The 18,628-nt window shown below is 57.7% G+C and carries 15 protein-coding genes; 11 read left to right on the top strand and 4 right to left on the bottom strand.

Annotation, left to right across the window (positions count from 1 at the left end):
* The first annotated feature begins 37 nt into the window (after positions 1-37).
* From ACGHUK_RS01980 to ACGHUK_RS01935, 10 genes are all read left to right on the top strand, one after another.
* Positions 38-850 (top strand): Cof-type HAD-IIB family hydrolase, encoded by an 813-nt coding sequence (locus ACGHUK_RS01980; protein WP_097781347.1) that lies wholly within the window; start codon positions 38-40, stop codon positions 848-850.
* 154 nt (positions 851-1,004) lie between these two features.
* Positions 1,005-1,994 (top strand): 3'-5' exonuclease, encoded by a 990-nt coding sequence (locus ACGHUK_RS01975; protein ID WP_005944022.1) that lies wholly within the window; start codon positions 1,005-1,007, stop codon positions 1,992-1,994.
* Positions 1,995-2,150: 156 nt separating this feature from the next.
* Complete coding sequence (locus tag ACGHUK_RS01970; protein ID WP_223388225.1) at positions 2,151-2,741, top strand: TVP38/TMEM64 family protein; 591 nt, start codon at positions 2,151-2,153, stop codon at positions 2,739-2,741.
* A 417-nt stretch (positions 2,742-3,158) separates the two neighbouring features.
* Positions 3,159-3,644, top strand: coding sequence for a MarR family winged helix-turn-helix transcriptional regulator (locus ACGHUK_RS01965; protein ID WP_242961831.1), 486 nt, complete (start codon positions 3,159-3,161; stop codon positions 3,642-3,644).
* 299 nt (positions 3,645-3,943) lie between these two features.
* The gene (locus tag ACGHUK_RS01960; RefSeq protein ID WP_332375892.1) at positions 3,944-5,695 is read left to right on the top strand and encodes an ABC transporter ATP-binding protein; all 1,752 of its coding nucleotides are present in this window, start codon (positions 3,944-3,946) and stop codon (positions 5,693-5,695) included.
* Complete coding sequence (locus ACGHUK_RS01955) at positions 5,695-7,614, top strand: ABC transporter ATP-binding protein (protein WP_298637456.1); 1,920 nt, start codon at positions 5,695-5,697, stop codon at positions 7,612-7,614. The genes ACGHUK_RS01960 and ACGHUK_RS01955 overlap by 1 nt, the downstream gene beginning before the upstream one ends.
* 466 nt (positions 7,615-8,080) lie before the next feature.
* Positions 8,081-9,181 carry a leucine-rich repeat protein gene (locus ACGHUK_RS01950; protein ID WP_223388230.1) on the top strand — a complete coding sequence of 367 codons (1,101 nt, stop codon included), beginning with the start codon at positions 8,081-8,083 and terminating at the stop codon, positions 9,179-9,181.
* A gap of 172 nt (positions 9,182-9,353) precedes the next feature.
* Positions 9,354-10,805, top strand: a complete 1,452-nt coding sequence (locus tag ACGHUK_RS01945) for a VWA-like domain-containing protein (protein ID WP_390574757.1) — start codon at positions 9,354-9,356, stop codon at positions 10,803-10,805.
* 11 nt (positions 10,806-10,816) lie between these two features.
* Positions 10,817-12,355 carry an ATP-binding protein gene (locus ACGHUK_RS01940; RefSeq protein WP_390574754.1) on the top strand — a complete coding sequence of 513 codons (1,539 nt, stop codon included), beginning with the start codon at positions 10,817-10,819 and terminating at the stop codon, positions 12,353-12,355.
* Positions 12,356-12,358: 3 nt separating this feature from the next.
* Positions 12,359-13,321: an AEC family transporter gene (locus ACGHUK_RS01935; RefSeq protein WP_291014228.1), complete on the top strand. Its 963-nt coding sequence runs from the start codon at positions 12,359-12,361 to the stop codon at positions 13,319-13,321.
* Positions 13,322-13,429: 108 nt separating this feature from the next.
* Here ACGHUK_RS01935 and ACGHUK_RS01930 read toward each other — a convergent pair whose 3' ends face one another.
* Together ACGHUK_RS01930 and ACGHUK_RS01925 are read right to left on the bottom strand one after the other, a co-directional pair.
* Positions 13,430-14,404, bottom strand: a complete 975-nt coding sequence (locus ACGHUK_RS01930; protein ID WP_005943990.1) for a glycerophosphodiester phosphodiesterase family protein — start codon at positions 14,402-14,404, stop codon at positions 13,430-13,432.
* Positions 14,405-14,445: 41 nt separating this feature from the next.
* Positions 14,446-15,885: a 6-phospho-beta-glucosidase gene (locus tag ACGHUK_RS01925; RefSeq protein WP_120020722.1), complete on the bottom strand. Its 1,440-nt coding sequence runs from the start codon at positions 15,883-15,885 to the stop codon at positions 14,446-14,448.
* A gap of 288 nt (positions 15,886-16,173) precedes the next feature.
* Between ACGHUK_RS01925 and ACGHUK_RS01920 the strand changes: the two genes are divergently transcribed.
* Entirely contained in the window at positions 16,174-17,043 is an 870-nt protein-coding gene (locus ACGHUK_RS01920; protein ID WP_044953963.1) for a phosphoribosylaminoimidazolesuccinocarboxamide synthase, read from the top strand.
* A gap of 60 nt (positions 17,044-17,103) precedes the next feature.
* Here the strand turns inward: ACGHUK_RS01920 and ACGHUK_RS01915 are convergent, their stop codons facing one another.
* Complete coding sequence (locus tag ACGHUK_RS01915; protein WP_390574751.1) at positions 17,104-17,952, bottom strand: hypothetical protein; 849 nt, start codon at positions 17,950-17,952, stop codon at positions 17,104-17,106.
* Complete coding sequence (locus ACGHUK_RS01910) at positions 17,933-18,622, bottom strand: hypothetical protein (protein ID WP_332375888.1); 690 nt, start codon at positions 18,620-18,622, stop codon at positions 17,933-17,935. Before ACGHUK_RS01910 ends, ACGHUK_RS01915 begins: the two co-directional genes overlap by 20 nt.
* Between the last annotated feature and the right edge of the window lie 6 nt (positions 18,623-18,628).

Genomic DNA, 18,628 nt, shown 5'->3' with positions numbered 1-18,628 from the left:
TGCTTTTTTACCTTTATATAAATTGAGAGGATTTTATATGGCAGAGATCAAAGTTCTGGCACTGGATCTGGATGGCACCCTGACCAACAGTCAGAAGGAAGTTACCCCCCGCACCCGCGCCGCACTGGATGCCGCAATTGCAAAGGGTGTCACCATCGTGCTGGCATCCGGCCGTCCCACCGCGGGCGTGCTGCCGCTGGCAAAGGAACTGGGGCTGGATAAAAAGGGCGGCTGCATCCTTTCTTACAACGGCGGCAAGATCATCGACTGCCGCACCGGCGAGACTTTGTACCAGAAACAGCTGGATGCCCAGTACGTACCCGAGCTGTGCGCCTTTGCCGCCGCACAGAACGTGACCATTATCACCTATAATAAAGAGGGCGTTGTCACCGAGCACCCGGACGACAAATGGGCACTGCGCGAGTGCTTTACCTGCAAGCTGCCCATGACCGGCGTGGACGATCTGGCAAAGTATGTGGATTACCCCATCTGCAAAATGCTCATCACGCTGGACCCCGCCCGCCGGGACGAGGTGTGGGCCGCCGGCAAAAAGCAGTTTGACGGCCGCATCGACCTGTACCCCTCCAGCCCGTTCTTTATTGAAGCCGTGCCGCTGGGCGTTGCCAAGGACGGCAGCCTTGCCGCCCTTTTGGAGCACATGGGCCTTGGCCGCGAAAACCTGATGGCCTGCGGCGACGGCCTGAATGACCGATCCATGATCGCCTACGCCGGTGTGGGCGTGGCCATGCAGAACGCCGAAGAGCCGGTAAAGGCCGTAGCCGACTATGTGACTGCCGCCGACAACGACCACGACGGTGTGGCCGAGGCTGTGGAGAAGTTTATTTTATAACCCTCTCCGTCTTTGCTTCGCAAATCCACCTCTCCCGAAGGGCGAGGTTTTATCCATCTAATCGTAACGTATGATAAAAGCTCCCCCTTTGGGGGAGCTGGCACGGCGCAAGCCGTGACTGAGAGGGTTTGATTCAAAAGAGAGGACAAACAAAATGCCGCGCAATCTGGTTTTATTTGATCTGGAATGGAATATCGGCTACCAGCCGTATACCTTTAATTACCATGGCGTGCAGCAGACCTTCCGGGGCGAGATCGTGGAGATCGGTGCCGTGAAGATCGACGAGGATGCCAACGTGCTGGACACCTTTTCCATCCATCTGCGGCCCCGCATCTTCCGTAAGCTGCAGCATCACATTGCTAAAGTCACCGGCCTGACGCAGGCCGATCTGGACAAGGGTGAGCCCATCGTGCAGGGCCTGCGCCGCTTTATGCAGTGGTGCGGCCCGGATGCCGAATTTGCCGAGTGGGGCATGGATGACGTACCGGTGCTCAAGCAGAACCTGTACCTGTGCAACATCGACGAATCAAAGCCCACCATCTGGTACGACCTGCAGCAGGTGTTCCTGCGGGAGCATCCCCGCAAAGAGGGCGAGGGCATGACACTGGAAAGCGTCGTCACCCGCTTAGGGCTGCCCATGGAGCGGCAGTTCCACGATGCCCTTTCCGACACGCTGTACACCGCCGATGTCTGCCGGATGCTCGACCTGCGGGCCGGTCTTGCGGCCTACCCCACTGAGGAGGAATCCCTGCGGGCCAGCCTGTGCCCTGCCCCCGGCGACTACCGGGATTTTGAGGTCTTCCACGGCTATGTGGAGCAGTACACCTGGCGCACCGACCCCAAAATTTACATCATGAGCTGCCCGGAGTGCGGCGCACCGCTCAAGCCCGATGATGTATGGTTGAAAAAGGGCAGCAACAGCTGGTACACCCTGAGCCAGTGCCCCCACTGCGCCGGCAGCAGCAATGCCGCAGGCAAGGGTGTGTTCCAGCGCTACAAGCTGGCCCGCCGCGACGGCCTGCACTGGAGCTACGCCCGCTGCCTGCAGATCCCGGACGACGCTTCTCTTGCCCGGTGGGAAAAGCAGCGCACCGCCCAGCTGGAGCGTATGAAGGCCCGCGCAGAAAAGCAGGCTGCGGAGTAAAACAGCACCGGCAGCTTCGTAGTATCCCAAGGAAGCTGTGCACAGGGCAAAAAAAATGTCGCTTTGTGTTCATGCTTGTGTCATACAATATGGATATACTACGGATAGAGGAACCTGCGGATGGGAAAGCGCAGGCGGAAGGGATGGATGTGCACAATGAACTTTTGTCTGCGCCAGCTGGGAACGCTGGAGTTCTGGGAAACTCTGCTGGACAGTTTTGGCAACCTTGGCCCCATTGCCCCCATCATGCTGGCCATGGTGGAGTCGTTTTTTCCGCCGCTTCCGCTCATTGCCATTGTGGCGCTGAATGTAGCGGCTCACGGCGGCATTCTGGGTTTTCTGTACAGCTGGGCCGGTGTGGCGCTGGGCGGCAGCATCATGTTCCTGTTCTGGCGGCGGGTGGTCAAGTGCTTCTTCTGGAAGTTTGCCTCCCGCTCGCCCAAGCTGGAAAAGGCTCAGCAGTGGGTGAACCGCTTTGACACTTCGTCGCTGTTCATGCTCGCGCTGCTGCCCTTCGCGCCAAGCTCCTTTATGCATCTGGCCTTTGGCATCTCGGACTTTGACGAAAAGCGCTATCTCATTACCATGCTGCTGGGCAAGGGCGTGATGATTGCCATGATGGCAGTGTTTGGGCAGTCGCTGGTCAGTTCCATGAAGAACCCGTTGTATCTGGTGCTGGCCGTTCTGCTGTGGGGCGGGATGTACTGGGTGAGCAAACAGTTCTGCAAAAAACACAATCTGGAATAATAATTTAGAATGCCCTCCGCTTCGCTCTGGGCATATTTAGCGGAAAAATATTTTTATAATAGGGCAACAGCAGACAGCCTGCGGGCTGTCTGCTGTTGCATTTTCACAGGAATGGCCCAAAAGGTAAACTCCATCTGTTGCGCTTATTTCCTTCGGAAATGACCGCGCAACCGGAAAATATGCCGCTTGCAACTACGGCCCCTTCCGTGAAAAAGCAAACCAGCCAAGCCCGCAGGCTTGGCTGGTTTGCAATATAAAAAATAATATTTCATTATTTTATGCCCAGAGCAAAGCGGAGGGCATTTAAAATCGTTTCCTTCCCCTTGACATTCACTTTGACTGCTGTATAATATGTATGCTATCAAACAGTTTTATTTGAAACTGTTCAATGCCAAAACAACCATGAAGGACAAAACCATGATGTGTGACGAAACCAAAAACGAGTGCTGCAATCACGCCGATCCCCCTTGGGAAGGCCCACAGGTCATCCCGGCGCAGATCCGCCGGGTGGACAACCTGATCTTCCGCAAGATCAACCAGTTTGCCCGCGAAAATGACGTGGAGCAGGCCACCCCCATGCACGGGTGGATCATTGGGTATCTCTACCGCCACCGGGACACCCCCGTGTTCCAGCGGGACATTGAGCGGGAGTTCTCTATCACCCGCTCCACCGTGACCAACATCCTGCAGTTGATGGAGCGCAAGGGGTATATCGAGCGGCGCAGCGTGCCGCAGGACGCCCGGCTCAAGCAGCTGGTGCTCACCGAAGAGGGCATCTGCTTCCACGAAAAGACGATGCTCTGCTTCCACCAGACCGACGACTATGTGGCTGGGCTGCTGACAGCGGAGGAAAATACCGAGCTGCTGCGGCTGCTGAACAAGCTGCGGGAAGCACTGAAATGAACCCTCTCAAGCTCGCCTTGCTCGCCAGCTCCCCCGAAGGGGGAGCTATGTGCACCATAATACAAAGGGTGATGCGTCCAATTCAAAGCAGGTCGTATCGTTCAGAGCAAGAAAAGCTCCCCCCTTTGGGGGAGCTGGCAAAGCTGACAGGCTTTGACTGAGAGGGTTTGTCAACTTGCCTAAAATCGGCTTGCTAAATTAGTAATTATGAACATTTTTTGAAACGTCTTGACAATTAAAATGTTTTGTATAAAATTGTTCTGTACCAAACAAATAAAAAGTAACAGGAGGTAACTCAGATGATCAAAAAGTTAGTGTCACATCTGGGCGAGTATAAACGCGCCGCAGTCCTGACACCGCTCTTTGCCGCTCTGGAAGCCGTGATGGATGTGCTTTTGCCCACCATCATGGCCTTTATCATCGATCAGGGCATTGAAAAGGGCGATATGAACGCCATCCTCAAGTACGGCCTGCTCACCTTTCTGGTGGCTGTGGTCGCGCTGGCGCTGGGCGTTCTGGCCGGCAAATACGCCGCCGAGGCATCCACCGGCTTTGCCGGAAATCTGCGCGATGCCATGTATGAGAACATCCAGCATTATTCTTTTTCCAACATTGATAAATTCTCCACCGCAGGCCTTGTCACCCGTATGACCACCGACGTGACCAACGTGCAGAACGCCTTCCAGATGATCGAACGCATGTGCGTGCGCGCCCCGGTGCATCTGGTGTTCGCCCTGTTCATGGCCGTGATGATCGGCGGCCCTCTGTCACTGATCTTCGTGGTGGCTGTGGTCTTTCTGGTGGCGGTGCTGGCAGGCATCATGGTGCCCACCTTCCACATCTTTGACCGGGTGTTCAAAAACTACGATGCCCTGAACGCTTCCGTGCAGGAAAACGTCTCCGCCATCCGCGTAGTGAAGAGCTTCGTGCGCGAGGGCTTTGAGAACGAGAAGTACACCAAAGCCTGCCAGAGCCTGTACGACCAGTTTGTGAACGCTGAGAGCCGCCTGAGCTTCAATAACCCTGCCATGCTCACCGCCGTTTACGGCTGCAACATCGCCCTGAGCTGGCTGGGTGCCAAGTACGTTCTGCATGGTGCCATCACCACCGGCCAGCTGAACGCTCTGTTCGGCTACATCATGAACATCCTCATGGCCCTGATGATGCTGAGCATGGCCTTTGTCACGATCTCCATGTCTGCCGCTTCCGCAAAGCGTATTGTGGAAGTGCTGGACGAGACCACCGACCTACCCCCCGCAAAGCAGCCGGTGCAGCAGGTGAAGGACGGCGGCATCGAGTTCGAGCATGTCACCTTCAAGTATAAGCACGGCAGCGGCCAGCCGGTGCTGAATGATATCACCTTCAGCATCAAGCCCGGTGAGACCTTAGGTATCATCGGCGGCACCGGCAGTGCAAAATCCAGCCTTGTGCAGCTGATCCCCCGCCTGTATGATGCCGAGACCGGCACCGTGAAGGTGGGCGGCGTGGATGTGCGCGACTACAACCTCGACGTGCTGCGCCGCGAGGTGTCCATGGTGCTGCAGAAGAACGTGCTGTTCAGCGGCACCATTCTGGATAACCTGCGCTGGGGCGACGAGAACGCCAGCGAGGAAGAGTGCATCCGTGTGGCAAAGCTTGCCTGCGCCGATGAGTTCATCGAGCGCTTCCCGGACAAATACAATACATGGATCGAGCAGGGCGGCTCCAATGTGTCCGGCGGCCAGAAGCAGCGCCTGACCATCGCCCGCGCCCTGCTGCGTAAGCCCAAGGTTCTGATTTTGGACGACTCCACCAGCGCCGTGGATACCGCTACCGATGCCAAGATCCGCAAGGCATTCCGGGAGGAGATCCCCGGCACCACCAAGATCATCATTGCACAGCGCATTTCCTCGGTGCAGGACGCTGACCGCATCCTTGTGCTGGATAACGGTAAGATCGATGGTCTGGGCACCCACGAAGAGCTGCTCAAGACCAACGCCATCTATCAGGAAGTTTACAACAGCCAGACCCAGGGCGGCGGCGACTTTGACAAACAGGGAGGTGAACAGTAATGGCTCAGGCAAAAGAAGTTCGCGGCCCCGGCCCCCGCATGGGCGGCCCCCGGCCCAAAGTGGAAAACCCGGGCAAGCTGCTGAAGCGCATCATGGATGAGGTATTCCGGCACTATCTGCCCCATTGCATCCTTGTACTTGTCTGCATCGTGGTCAGCGCGCTGGCAAACGTTCAGGCCAGTCTGTTCTTAAAGACCCTGATGGACGATTACATCGTGCCCATGACCCAGCAGCAGGACCCCGATTTTGCCCCGCTGGCAGCAGCTCTGCTGCGGGTAGGCATCATCTACGTTATCGGCATTCTGGCCGCATGGCTCAACGCCCGCATCATGGTCAACGTGACGCAGGGCACCCTGCGCAACCTGCGCACCCAGCTGTTCACCCACATGGAGAGCCTGCCCATCAAGTATTTTGACCAGCATCCCCACGGCGACATCATGTCCGTGTACACCAACGATGTGGATACCCTGCGCCAGATGCTCAGCCAGAGCATCCCGCAGCTAGTGTCCAGCGCCATTACCATTGTTTCGGTGTTCTTCAGCATGTGCATGCTCAGCTGGCAGCTGACGATCGTTACCATGCTGATGGTGGCGCTGATGATGTTCTGCTCCAAAAAGATCACCCAGCAGTCCGGCAAATACTTCATCCAGCAGCAGCGGGATCTGGGCAAGTTGAACGGCTATATCGAAGAGATGATGGAGGGCCAGAAGGTCGTCAAGGTGTTCACCCACGAACAGAAGGCGCTGGCCGGCTTCCGCCAGCTGAACGACCAGCTGAAGGACAGCGCCAACAAAGCCAACAGCTTTGCCAACATCATGATGCCGGTCAACGCCCAGCTGGGCAACATCAGCTATGCCGTCTGTGCGCTGGCAGGCGCAGCCATGGCCGTGAGCGGCATGGGCGGCACGACCCTTGGCACGGTGGTGGCTTTCCTGAGCCTGAACAAGGGCTTCAACATGCCCATCAGTCAGGTGTCCATGCAGGCCAACAGCATCATCATGGCTCTGGCCGGTGCCGAGCGTATCTTCAAGATGATGGACGAAGAGAGCGAGACCGACGAGGGCTATGTGACCCTTGTCAACGCAAAGTACGACCGCAACGACCAGCTGGTGGAGACGGACGAGCGCACCGGCCTGTGGGCATGGAAGCACCCGCACCACGACGGCACTACCACCTACCACAAGCTGGAAGGCAGCATCACCTTTACCGATGTAGACTTTGGCTATGTGCCGGAAAAAACCGTCCTGCACGATATCAACCTGTATGGCCGTCCGGGCCAGAAGATCGCCTTTGTCGGCTCTACCGGTGCCGGTAAGACCACCATCACCAACCTCATCAACCGGTTCTACGACATTCAGGACGGCAAGATCCGCTACGACGGCATCAACATCCACAAGATCAAAAAGGCCGATCTGCGCCGTTCTCTGGGCATCGTGCTGCAAGACACCCATCTGTTCACCGGCACGGTGATGGAGAACATCCGCTACGGCCGGCTGGATGCCACCGATGAAGAGTGCATCGCCGCCGCCCGCCTTGCCAACGCGGATGGCTTCATCAAGCGCCTGCCGGAGGGCTACAACACCATGCTCACCGGCGATGGTGCCAACCTCTCGCAGGGCCAGCGCCAGCTGCTGGCCATCGCCCGCGCCGCCGTGGCAGATCCCCCGGTGCTGATCCTGGACGAGGCCACCTCCTCCATCGATACCCGCACCGAAGCGCTGGTGCAGCGCGGCATGGACGGCCTGATGTACGGCCGCACCAGCTTTGTCATTGCGCACCGCCTGTCCACCGTCCGCAATGCAGACTGCATCGTGGTGCTGGAGCAGGGCCGCATCATCGAGCGCGGCAGCCACGACGAGCTGATCGCTAAAAAAGGCAAGTATTACCAGCTGTACACCGGCAACCTTGCCGAAAACTAAGCGTTTTTCTACCTCCTCAATGAAAAAGCGACAGCGTGCATCAAATTGCGCGCTGCCGCTTTTTGTGTTATACTGGCTCTGCGGCCCTTCTCCAATCCCCCTGTCGCGGAAAGGAGGTGGTAAACATGCCTAGCTTTATCGCGTTTTTTCAGACTGTCGCAGCAGAGGTAGTAGCCTACTATTTATGCAAGTGGCTTGACAGCCTGTTCTTCAAGGGCAGCAAGCACTAATGAAAAGAAGCACCCCGGTACTGGTTCTACCGGGGTGCTTCGATTTTTTACGTGGTAAACACGTTCGGCCTTATCGCGTTGCCTACCCTTATTATACGCACTTTCATGCAAAAGTCAAGAGGTTTCTGATTCATTTTTCTACTATGTTACGTCAGAATTTTTTATACTTTACAAGGCTTTGCCGTTGGTTTATACTGAAAGCTGAATGATTCTATCAAATTGAGGAGTTTTGCATCGTGGTTTCGGAGAGCACACTCACCTTGGATATCCTGCCGCTTTCGGCAGACACAGCCCGGCTGGTGCGGGTGTACGGCACAGAGCCGTGTATCGCGCTGCCCGGCACCCTGCCAGCACCGGAGGGCGGCAGCTTTGCTGTTACCGAACTGGGCGACTACTGCTTTTCCGAAAAGCCGCGCAGCCTGCCTGCGGCAGACAAGACCTGCCGCTACGAGGCGGCCCCGGACGGCACGGCGCGGCTGACTCGGGCCTTTGGGCAGACGGTGGGCGGCACCTGCCGTCGGTATGACTTCGACTTTGACGCGCCCGCTGCCGGTTCGGATGCAGACGATCTGCACCCGGTGTGTGGGAACTTTCTCGAAGAGCTGACCCTGCCGGACAGCTTACAGGTCGTCGGCAGCTGCGCATTCTACAACTGCCGCAAGCTTCGTCTGCTCACCGTGGGCACGGGCAGCCTGACCATGGGCAGCGATGTGTTTTTGAACTGCTTCGCGCTGGAGACCATCCGGGTGCAGGCAGGCCCTGAAGAACCCACCGGCCTGTTTGCCCTTGTGAACAACATCACCGAAGCGGTACGGGCTGAGTTTTGCCCTGCCGGTACAGCAGCCCCGCTGGCAGCGCTTTGGTATCCCGCCTACTGGGAGGATATCGAGGAGACCCCCGCCCACATTCTTCTACACACCTTTTCCGGCCAAGGATATCATTACCGGCAGTGTTTTTTAGAGAACAAATTCCTCCCCGCAGAATACGACGCGATCTTCCCGCAGGGCCACGATGCCGACGATGCCAATGTGATGGCAATGCTCTGCTTTGACCGGCTGCGGTATCCGTGGCAGCTGACCGAAGCCGCTGCCGGGCACTACCGGGCATTTCTGGCAGCCAACACCGACCGGGTGCTGGCCCGCCTGCTGAAGGCGCAGGACAATGATGCCGTGCGTGCACTCATTGCGCTGGATGTGCTGGACAAAGACGGCTTTGCCGAAGCTTCAGCCCTTGCCGCCAAGGCCGGGAACGCCGCTGCCGCCGCTCTGCTGGCGGATGCGGAGCACAAAAAGTATGCTCCTCAGCCCAAAAAGCAGCGGTACGATTTTGATTTTTAAACAGCAGAAAACTCCTTCCGCCGCACTTCGTGCGCCAGCTCCCTCTAAGGGGGAGCCTTTGGCAGTAAGGGTAAGCTTCCGGTTTCGCCAGAGGCCCCATCCCTGAGGGGGCTGGCATCGCGCAGCGATGACTGGGGGAGTTTGCAGCAAGGCTGAGAGGGTTCCAAGTGAGGTGACACTTTTGCCCCAAACGATCCAAAAAGAAAAATTTTTTGACCCGCGCAAGCCGTTCCAGTCCCAGCGGCCGGAGACCCACGAGGAGTGGCAGGCACGCATGGGCGGCGAGGTGCTGGCGGTGGTGCGCAGCGGGCTGTATCTGGACTTCCGCTTTCTGGATATAGCGCTCAGTGCCTTGTCCCCCGCCCCGGACGAGCGCTGCCGGGTGCTGGCTACGGATGGTCAGGTCCTGTTTTATCAACCCAGCCACCTGCTGCGGCTCTATCAGGACAATCCAAAATATCTCAACCGGTTGTATCTGCACACCATATTCCACTGCGTATTCCGACATTTGTGGCTGAAAGGCCGCCGGGAGCCGCAACTGTGGAGCCTTGCCTGTGATATCGCAGTGGAAAACGTTATCGACAGCCTGAACCGCACCAGCGTCAAGCGCCCGCTGACCTATGTGCGCCAGAACGCCTACCAGCAGATCACCGCCGAGGAAACCGTGGTGGCAGCCGCGCCGGTGTATCGGTGGCTCACCCGGCAGACCCCCGGTGTGCTGCGCCAGCTGGAGCGGGAGTTCGTGACCGACGACCACCGTCTGTGGCCGAAGGATGCGCCTGACCAGCCCCAGCAGATGCCCACGCCGCTGCCCCAGAAAACGTGGCAGAAGATCGGGGAGCGGATGCAGACAGAGCTGGACCTGCGGGATAAGGAAGCCGGGGACGGTGCCGATGCCCTGAAGCAGCAGGTAAAAGCCGCCAACCGCAGCCGCCGCAGCTACCGGGATTTTCTGCGCCGGTTCTGCGTGCTGCGGGAGGAAGTAAAGCTGGACCCGGACGAGTTCGACCTGAACTTCTACACCTACGGCCTTTCGGTGTACGGAAACCTGCCCCTCATCGAGCCTCTGGAAAGCCGGGAGAGCAAAAAGATCGAGGAGCTGGCCCTTGTCATCGACACCAGCTACTCCACCTCCGGTGAACTGGTGCGGGCGTTCCTTGCGGAGACCTACACTCTGCTGAAAGGACAGGAGAACTTTTTCCACCGGATGAACCTGCACCTGATCCAGGCCGATAACGCCATCCGGCAGGATATCCTGATCCACAATGAGGACGAGCTGATCCACGCCATGAACCACTTTGAGCTGCGGGGCGGCGGCGGAACGGACTTCCGCCCGGCCTTTGAATACGTGAACCAGCTGTGCGCCGAGAAGAAGTTCTCGAACCTGCGGGGCCTTTTGTACTTCACCGACGGCATGGGCACCTACCCCGCCAAGCGCCCGGCCTACGACACCGCTTTTCTGTTTCTGGGGGAGCGGTTCGACGATGCCAATGTACCGCCGTGGGCCATGAAGGTGGTTCTGGATGAAGAGGAATTTACCGGTGCAGCAGCCCGCCCGCAAAGCACCCTTGCCGACGCGCTGGCCGAAGAGGACGACCTGTACCGTGACCTGAACAATTCGTGAGGGAATTTGTTATGAATATCAAACGAGCCAAAGAAGAAATTGAACACACCGTAAAAGCCTACCTTGCCAAGGATGCTCTGGGCGAATACGCCATCCCGGCCATCCGGCAGCGTCCCATTCTGCTCATGGGGCCTCCGGGCATTGGCAAGACGCAGGTGATGGAGCAGGTAGCCCGGGAGTGCGGCGTGGCGCTGGTGGCCTACACCATCACCCACCACACCCGCCAGAGCGCCGTGGGCCTGCCCTTCATCCGCCAGCGCAACTACGGCGGAAAAGATGTCTCAGTGACTGAATATACCATGAGCGAGATCATTGCCAGCATCTACGCCAAGATGGAGGCCACCGGCCTCTCCGAGGGCATTCTGTTCATCGACGAGATCAACTGTGTGTCGGAAACGCTGGCCCCCACCATGCTGCAATTTTTGCAATGCAAGACCTTTGGCAATCAGGCCGTGCCTGCGGGCTGGGTGATCGTGGCGGCAGGCAACCCACCGGAATATAACAAATCTGTGCGCGACTTTGATATCGTTACGCTGGACCGCGTGCGCCGCATGGACATTGAGCCGGACCTGCCCGTGTGGAAGGACTATGCCCGCGCTGCCCACATCCACAGCGCCATTTTGAGCTATCTGGAGCTGCACCCGCAGAACTTCTACCAGATCAACGCCGATGTGGACGGCACCCAGTTCGTGACCGCCCGCGGCTGGGAGGATCTTTCCAATCTGCTGGACACCTACGAAACACTGGGTCTGCAGGCTGATGAAGACCTGATCCGCGAGTACATCCAGCACCCGAAGATCGCAGAGGACTTCTCCGCCTACCTCGACCTTTACTATAAGTACCGCGACGACTACGGCGTAGAGGAGATCTTGGCCGGACAGGCAAAGCCCGCCGTGTTCGCACGGCTGCTGCAGGCCCCCTTCGACGAGCGGCTTTCGCTGGTCAGCCTGATCCTTGCAGGCCTCGGCACCCGGTTCACGGCCTCCCGTCAGGCAGATGCAGTGGCCGACAGCTGCTATGCCTTTCTGCGGGAGACCAAAAAAGCCCTTGCCACCGTTCCGGAGGATATCCCGGACGGCTCGGCAGAAATGTTCCACCAGCAGATCATGGATTACGACACCGAAACACAGCAAAAGCGTGCCGCCGGGCTGCTGAGCAAAGATGCTCTGACCACCCGCCTGCAAGTGCTGGCCGTGCTGCGCGGCTGGGAGGGCGAACTGCGCCGTGCCAACGCCGCCGGTACACAGGAAGCCTTCGACCTGCTGCGCGGGCAGTTCCAGTCCCTTGCCGATGAGCGCGAAAAGGCCCAGCAGACCGCCAGCGCCGCGCTGGAAGCCGCTTTCGACTTTATGGAACAGGCCTTTGCCGAAAGCCAGGAGATGGTGGTGTTCGTCACCGAGCTGACGGTGAACCCGGTGTCCCACGCCTTCCTCACCGAGAACGGCTGCGAACGCTACTTCAAGTACAACAAAGACCTGCTGCTGGACCACCGCAAAGCTGCCCTGCAGCAGGAGCTGGCGGCAGAGCAGCGCCGCCACGGCGGGGTGTGAGCCATGCTGGAAAATCTTCTGTTCAGCATGAACAGCACCATGCCGCTGTTCTTTATCATGCTGCTGGGCTATGTGCTGCACCGCACCGGTTTTCTGAGCGATGCGTTCGTGGCCGGGGCCAACAAGTTCGTGTTTTATGTGGCACTGCCGGTGCAGCTGTTCCGCGACCTTGGCAAAAACGATGTCCGCGCCACCTTCGATGGCCGGTATGTGCTGTTCTGCTTTGCGGTCACACTGGCGTGCATCCTTGTGATCTGGGCGCTGGCAAAGCTGTTTTTAAAGGGCACCGGCCTTGTGGGCGAGTTCGTTCAGGTGTGTTACCGCTCGTCGGCTGCCATCCTCGGCTCGGCTTTTCTGCAGAGCATCTACGGCGATGCCAGCATGTCCAGCCTGATGATCCTTGGCAGTGTGCCGCTGTATAACATCATGGCAGTGGTCATTTTGATGCTGGAAGCGCCCACTGCGCAGGCTCAGACCGGCAATATGGCTGAAAAGCTCAAAAAGAGTGTGAAAGGCATCCTGACGAACCCCATCCTTCTGGGCATTGCAGCGGGCTTTGCGTGGAGCATGCTGCACATTTCCATGCCTGCCATGCTGGATAAGGCCCTTTCCAATGTGGCCGGTCTGACCAGCCCTCTGGCCCTGCTTGCCATTGGTGCAGGCTTCAAGGGCAAAAAAGCTCTGGGATACCTCAAGCCTACTGCTGTGGCTACTGTGGTCAAGCTGATGGTGCTGCCTGCGCTGTTCCTGCCGCTGGCTGTGCGCTTTGGCTTTACCGATGAAAAGCTGGTGGCCCTGCTGGTGATGCTGGGCAGCATCACCACCCCGGCGTGCTACGTTATGGCAAAGCAGATGGGCCACGAAGGTGTGCTTACCGGCAGCGTGTGCGTTACCACCACCCTGTTCAGCGCATTCAGCCTGACCTTCTGGCTGTTCGTGCTGCGGAGCCTCGGATATATTTTATAACATCTTTTGCATAGCACAACAGCGGACGGCCTGCAGGCTGTCCGCTGTTTGCTTTTCAGATGTTGCTTGGGGAATCAGGCCGCACCGAAGGGATGCAGCTTCTGCCCTTTATTCTGTCATTTCCAGTTCAGAGATCCATTCCCGCACGCGGTCCGGGCGGTTTGTGACGATGGCATCCGGCTGCAGGGGCCAAAGGTCTTTCACGGCCTGTTCCCCGTCCACCGTCCAGTATGCCGCCTTGATGCCCAGATCATGCAGCTTCTGCACCATGCTGGGCTGCTGGTAAGCGGTGTGATATTCGCAGCTCACCCAGTCCGGCTTGAAGTCCAGCGTCTGCACATACTTTACCGGGTCCCGCTGTTCCAGCAGGCGCTGGGCTACCTCTACCAGACTCTTGCCCGGAAAGTTCGCCTGCAGCATACTGATCTGATTGCCCATCCAGCGCAGGGCCCAGCTGCAGTTTTCGTCATCCACATTTTCCACCGACAGCGGCGGCAGCTGTGGAAAATCATCCTCTTCCAGCCCGTTCTGCAGGCCAAGCATTTCCCATGTGCTAGTGGGCAGCGCCATGGTCTCCAACGCACCGTAGACCAGCACGCCCACCTTCAGCTCCGGCATCAGCTGCTTTGCCTGCCGCAGCAGGTCGTGGTTGAACGAGATCACCACCAGCCGGTCGGTAATGTTTGCTGCACGCACCTCCTCGATCACGCGGGGGACAAAATCCGGGTCGTCATCGATGGTAGCCTTCATTTCCAGCTGAACGATGGTACCTTCCATTTCCCTGCACAGAGCCAGTGCCTCCTGCAGGGTAGCGATCCTCTCGTTCCGATAGTTCACATCCTTCCAGCTGCCAAAGTCCAGCGCCTTCAGCTCGCCCTCGGTCATGTCGTAGATCTGGCCACGCATATCGGTGTGCCAGTCAATGACAAAATCGTGGTGGATCACCAGCTTTTTATCGCTGGTCTGCTGTACGTCCATTTCCACGCCGTCCGCGCCGATCTCCATCGCCTTGCGGAACGCAGAAAGGGTATTTTCCGGCGCAAGATAGGACGCGCCGCGGTGTGCAATAATCTCAGGTGTCATAAATTCCAATTCTTTCTCACAAATTTATTTTTTCGCAAATTTCAGGCAAGGTCGGTGCCGTTTGAAGCAATGACCTTTTTGTACCAGTAGAAGCTGTCCTTGCGGCTGCGGGCCAGTGTGCCGTTGCCGTCGTTGTCCTTATCCACATAGATAAAGCCGTAGCGCTTTTTCATCTCACCGGTGGATGCGCTCACAAGGTCGATAGGGCCCCATGTGGTGTAGCCCATCAGCGGCAGGCCGTCCTCGTTGACGGCCTTTTCCATCTGCTCGATGTGGGCGCGCAGATAATCGATGCGGTAGCTGTCGTGGATGGAGCCGTCCGCTTCCACGGTATCCACCGCGCCAAGGCCGTTCTCCACAATGAACATGGGCTTTTCGTACCGGTCGTAGATGGTGTTCAGGGTCACGCGCAGGCCCACCGGGTCGATGGCCCAGCCCCACTCGCTGGCCTTGAGGTACGGATTCTTCACGGCATCCAGCACCGCATTGCCGTCGGCCTTTTCTTCTGCCAGGATCTCCTGATCCGTGGTGATGCAGCGGCTGGAATAGTAGCTGAAGGAGACAAAATCCACGGTGCCTTCTTTCAGAACCTGCTCATCGCCCGGCTCGGTGTGTAGGGTGATGCCGGCCTTCTCCATCCGCTTTTTTGCCCACACCGGGTAGGCTCCCCGGGCCTGCACATCGGTAAAGAAGTAGTTGTCGCGGTCCGCTTCCTGCGCGGCACGGATATCCTCCGGTGCACAGGTGCGCGGGTAATACTGGCCTGCCGCCAGCATACAGCCCACCATGGCACCGGGCATCTTTTCATGGGCCAGCTTGACCGCCTTTGCGCTGGCCACCAGTTCATGATGTGCCGCCTGATACTCCACCTGCTGCACATTCTCTCCCGGATAGAACACTAGCCCCGCGCCGGTAAAGGGCAGATGCAGCAGCATGTTGATCTCGTTGAAGGTGAGCCAGTATTTCACCTTCCCCTTGTAGCGGTCAAACAGCACTTCACAGTAGTGCACATAGGCATCCACCATGCGGCGGTCTTTCCAGCCGCCATACTTTTTTATGAGGGCAATGGGGGTATCGAAGTGGCAGATGGTCACAAGCGGTTCAATGCCGTATTTGTGGCACTCATCAAACACATCCTCATAGAACTTCAAGCCCTCTTCATTGGGCTGGGCATCGTCGCCGTTCGGCAGGATGCGGGTCCATGCGATGGACAGCCGGAAGCACTTGAAACCCATCTCGGCAAAGAGGGCGATGTCCTCTTTATAATGGTGATACAGGTCAATGGCTTCATGGCTGGGATAATAGTGCTTGTCGTCACACTCCAGCATTTCCAGCCGACCCAGCGCCACCGGGAAGCGGTCCGGGCCAAACGGGGTCACATCCACGGTGGCAAGGCCCTTGCCGCCTGCCTGCCATGCGCCCTCGCACTGGTTGGCAGCGGTGGCACCGCCCCACAGAAAATCTTTGGGAAAACTGCCCATATGTAAACCCTCCCTATTCTAATTTGTTGATTATAAGATACCGCACAATCGCCGGAATGTCCATGCCTACATTTTACAAAAAGGTGCTTCATTGTTGTGAAAGTACGACTTTTATCGTCAAATCGCCGAATTTTGATTCTATTTTTCGTACATTTTTCACGAGAAAAATGCAAAAACGGCCTGATTTTCCTTTCATTCTGTTTCTTTCAAACTGTCCGCAGACATGGTACAATAATCAGGTAAGATACACCGCCGCTTTTTCGGCATTGGAAAATGGAGTGTTTGATTATGACTGAGTTCAAGCCCATTAAAGAAGGCAAGGTTCGTGAGATCTATGATAACGGTGACAGCCTCATCATGGTTGCTACCGACCGCATTTCCGCGTTTGATGTCATCCTGAAAAACAAGGTCACCAAAAAGGGCACCGTTCTGACCCAGATGAGCAAATTCTGGTTCGATTACACCCGCGATCTGCTGCCCAACCATATGCTGAGCGTGGACGTGAAGGATATGCCGGAGTTCTTCCAGCAGCCCCAGTTCGACGGCAACAGCATGATGTGCCGCAAGCTGACCATGCTGCCCATCGAGTGCATCGTGCGCGGCTACATCACCGGCAGCGGCTGGGCCAGCTACCAGAAGACCGGCAAGGTGTGCGGCATCCAGCTGCCCGAGGGCCTGAAGGAGTCCGACAAGCTGCCCGAGCCTATCTACACTCCCTCCACCAAGGCCGAGATCGGCGACCACGACGAGAACATCTCCTACGAAAAGAGCATCGAGGTGCTGGAAAAGCAGTTCCCCGGCCACGGCGAGGAGTATGCCACCAAGCTGCGCGACTACACCATTGCCCTGTATAAGAAGTGTGCTGAATATGCGCTCTCCCGCGGCATCATCATTGCCGACACCAAGTTTGAGTTTGGTCTGGATGAGAACGGCAACGTGGTGCTGGGCGACGAGATGCTCACCCCGGATTCCTCCCGCTTCTGGCCGCTGGAGGGCTATGAGCCGGGTCACAGCCAGCCCTCTTTTGATAAGCAGTTCGTTCGCGACTGGCTCAAGGCCAACCCCGACAGCAACTACGACCTGCCGCAGGACGTGATTGACAAGACCATTGCCAAGTATCTGGAAGCTTACGAGCTGCTCACCGGCAAAAAGCTGTAAGATCGACCGTATAAACGTATAAAAAATGCTTCCGTGCGCCGCACGGAAGCATTTTTTGTTTCACTCACTCAGCTCCGCGCTTTCCTCGGAAAAAGCTTCGGACTCTGCCGTTTCTTCGTTTTCTTCGTCCAGCAGATACTGCACCTCGGTCTGCTTTGCCATCTGCTCTGCTGTCCAGTCCAGCTGTGCGATGCCTTCCAGTTCCAGCGTGTACTGCTCCACATTCTGCAGGCTGCCGGAGGCAAGACTCTGGCCCGGGTCGTTCTCCGGCGACCATGTAATGCGCAGCTCATCCGGCTGTGCGCTGCACTGCTGCACGGCATCGGTCACGCTGCGGCAGTCCTGCGCAAAGGCCTGTACGCTGTCATAGCCGCCAAACAGCTCCACAGTCAGGCTCAGATAGCCGTTTCCGGCATTCACATCCCGCAGCGTTTTCGCCTCACTGCTGTACAGGTAGGCGTTTCCGCTGATATTCTTCACACGGATATCCGGGGCTGTTTGTTTGATCTTGTCATAGGCTTCTGTCGTATATTCCTGCCCCAGCTTCATGCTTGCCTGATTCCGCTCCGGGCCGAGTTCATCCCACACCACCGGCAGCAGCGAAAGGCCAAAGCACCCGGCCATGAGCACAAGGCAGATCAGCACCGACCAGAAATCGTATTTCCAGCGGCCCGGGCGGGCGGCAAAGAACAGCACCTCGCCGCCCAGCAGGATCAGCCCTGCCGCCGGGGCGATCTTGAGCATCAGCTTCCAGTCAACGCCCGGCACAAAATAGGCAAGCAGAAAGAAGATGCCCGCTGCGATCAGGCATACGCCCAGCGTAAAGCTGCCCACCCGGCGCAGCGGCTGCGGTTTTGCAGGCTGCGGTGCTTCACCGGTCAGCGGCGCATCATTTCTCGTCTCGTCCATCGTCAGCATCCTCCGTCTCATCGTCCGGGGTCACGGGCTTGCCCAGCAGAGCCGAGAGCTTGGGCATGGCAAAGCCCTTTGCTTTCGGCTCCGCCTGCGCATCCTGTGCAGTATACTCGGTAAAATCTTCATCTTCGGCATCGTTCTGCGGCTTCTGCTTTCTGCCCTTGGGGCCGCGCACCAGCCACGCACCGCAGATGATCAGGGCCACGCACACCACCACCTCCGGCAGCTGATCCATCATCAGGTAAAGTGCGCGGAAGAAGGGGCTGCTCTGGCCCCAGCGCCACACGATATCCCCCAGCGTGTTCATAAGGATGTTCTGGTAGGCCACCAGCGCGCCCAGCGCGATCAGGCCCCAACCCAGCAGCTTGTGGCTGTCCAGCATGAACTGTTCCATGCGCTGGTCGTGCCAGTTGATGTGCACCAGATAATCGTCCTGCGGGGCGGTGCCTGCGCCGATCTGCGCCCGGAGATTGAAGGTGTCAAAGAAGCTGTACATCCACACAATGGGCATGGCTACATACAAAACTTCCAGCAGAGTGCCCGCACCAAAGGCCACGCAGAACATCGTAATGAGCGAAAGGCCGCGCTTCATGTAGCCCTGATACATCTGGCCTGCGCCCGGGCAAAAGGCGAAGAGGAAGGTCAGGATTCCGTTTTTCATCATAATCGA

The sequence above is a fragment of the Faecalibacterium sp. i25-0019-C1 genome, from assembly GCF_042854225.1.
Classification (GTDB): Bacteria; Bacillota; Clostridia; order Oscillospirales; family Ruminococcaceae; genus Faecalibacterium; species Faecalibacterium taiwanense.
This window is presented reverse-complemented; position numbering and strand designations above follow the sequence as displayed.

Coding starts and splice junctions, on each gene's coding strand:
- ACGHUK_RS01940 (WP_390574754.1), top strand. CDS start 10,817: ATGAATATCAAACGAGCCAAAGAAGAAATTGAACACACCGTAAAAGCC.
- ACGHUK_RS01965 (WP_242961831.1), top strand. CDS start 3,159: ATGATGTGTGACGAAACCAAAAACGAGTGCTGCAATCACGCCGATCCC.
- ACGHUK_RS01930 (WP_005943990.1), bottom strand. CDS start 14,404: ATGACACCTGAGATTATTGCACACCGCGGCGCGTCCTATCTTGCGCCG.
- ACGHUK_RS01915 (WP_390574751.1), bottom strand. CDS start 17,952: ATGGACGAGACGAGAAATGATGCGCCGCTGACCGGTGAAGCACCGCAG.
- ACGHUK_RS01960 (WP_332375892.1), top strand. CDS start 3,944: ATGATCAAAAAGTTAGTGTCACATCTGGGCGAGTATAAACGCGCCGCA.
- ACGHUK_RS01910 (WP_332375888.1), bottom strand. CDS start 18,622: ATGATGAAAAACGGAATCCTGACCTTCCTCTTCGCCTTTTGCCCGGGC.
- ACGHUK_RS01935 (WP_291014228.1), top strand. CDS start 12,359: ATGCTGGAAAATCTTCTGTTCAGCATGAACAGCACCATGCCGCTGTTC.
- ACGHUK_RS01975 (WP_005944022.1), top strand. CDS start 1,005: ATGCCGCGCAATCTGGTTTTATTTGATCTGGAATGGAATATCGGCTAC.
- ACGHUK_RS01980 (WP_097781347.1), top strand. CDS start 38: ATGGCAGAGATCAAAGTTCTGGCACTGGATCTGGATGGCACCCTGACC.
- ACGHUK_RS01920 (WP_044953963.1), top strand. CDS start 16,174: ATGACTGAGTTCAAGCCCATTAAAGAAGGCAAGGTTCGTGAGATCTAT.
- ACGHUK_RS01925 (WP_120020722.1), bottom strand. CDS start 15,885: ATGGGCAGTTTTCCCAAAGATTTTCTGTGGGGCGGTGCCACCGCTGCC.
- ACGHUK_RS01955 (WP_298637456.1), top strand. CDS start 5,695: ATGGCTCAGGCAAAAGAAGTTCGCGGCCCCGGCCCCCGCATGGGCGGC.
- ACGHUK_RS01970 (WP_223388225.1), top strand. CDS start 2,151: ATGAACTTTTGTCTGCGCCAGCTGGGAACGCTGGAGTTCTGGGAAACT.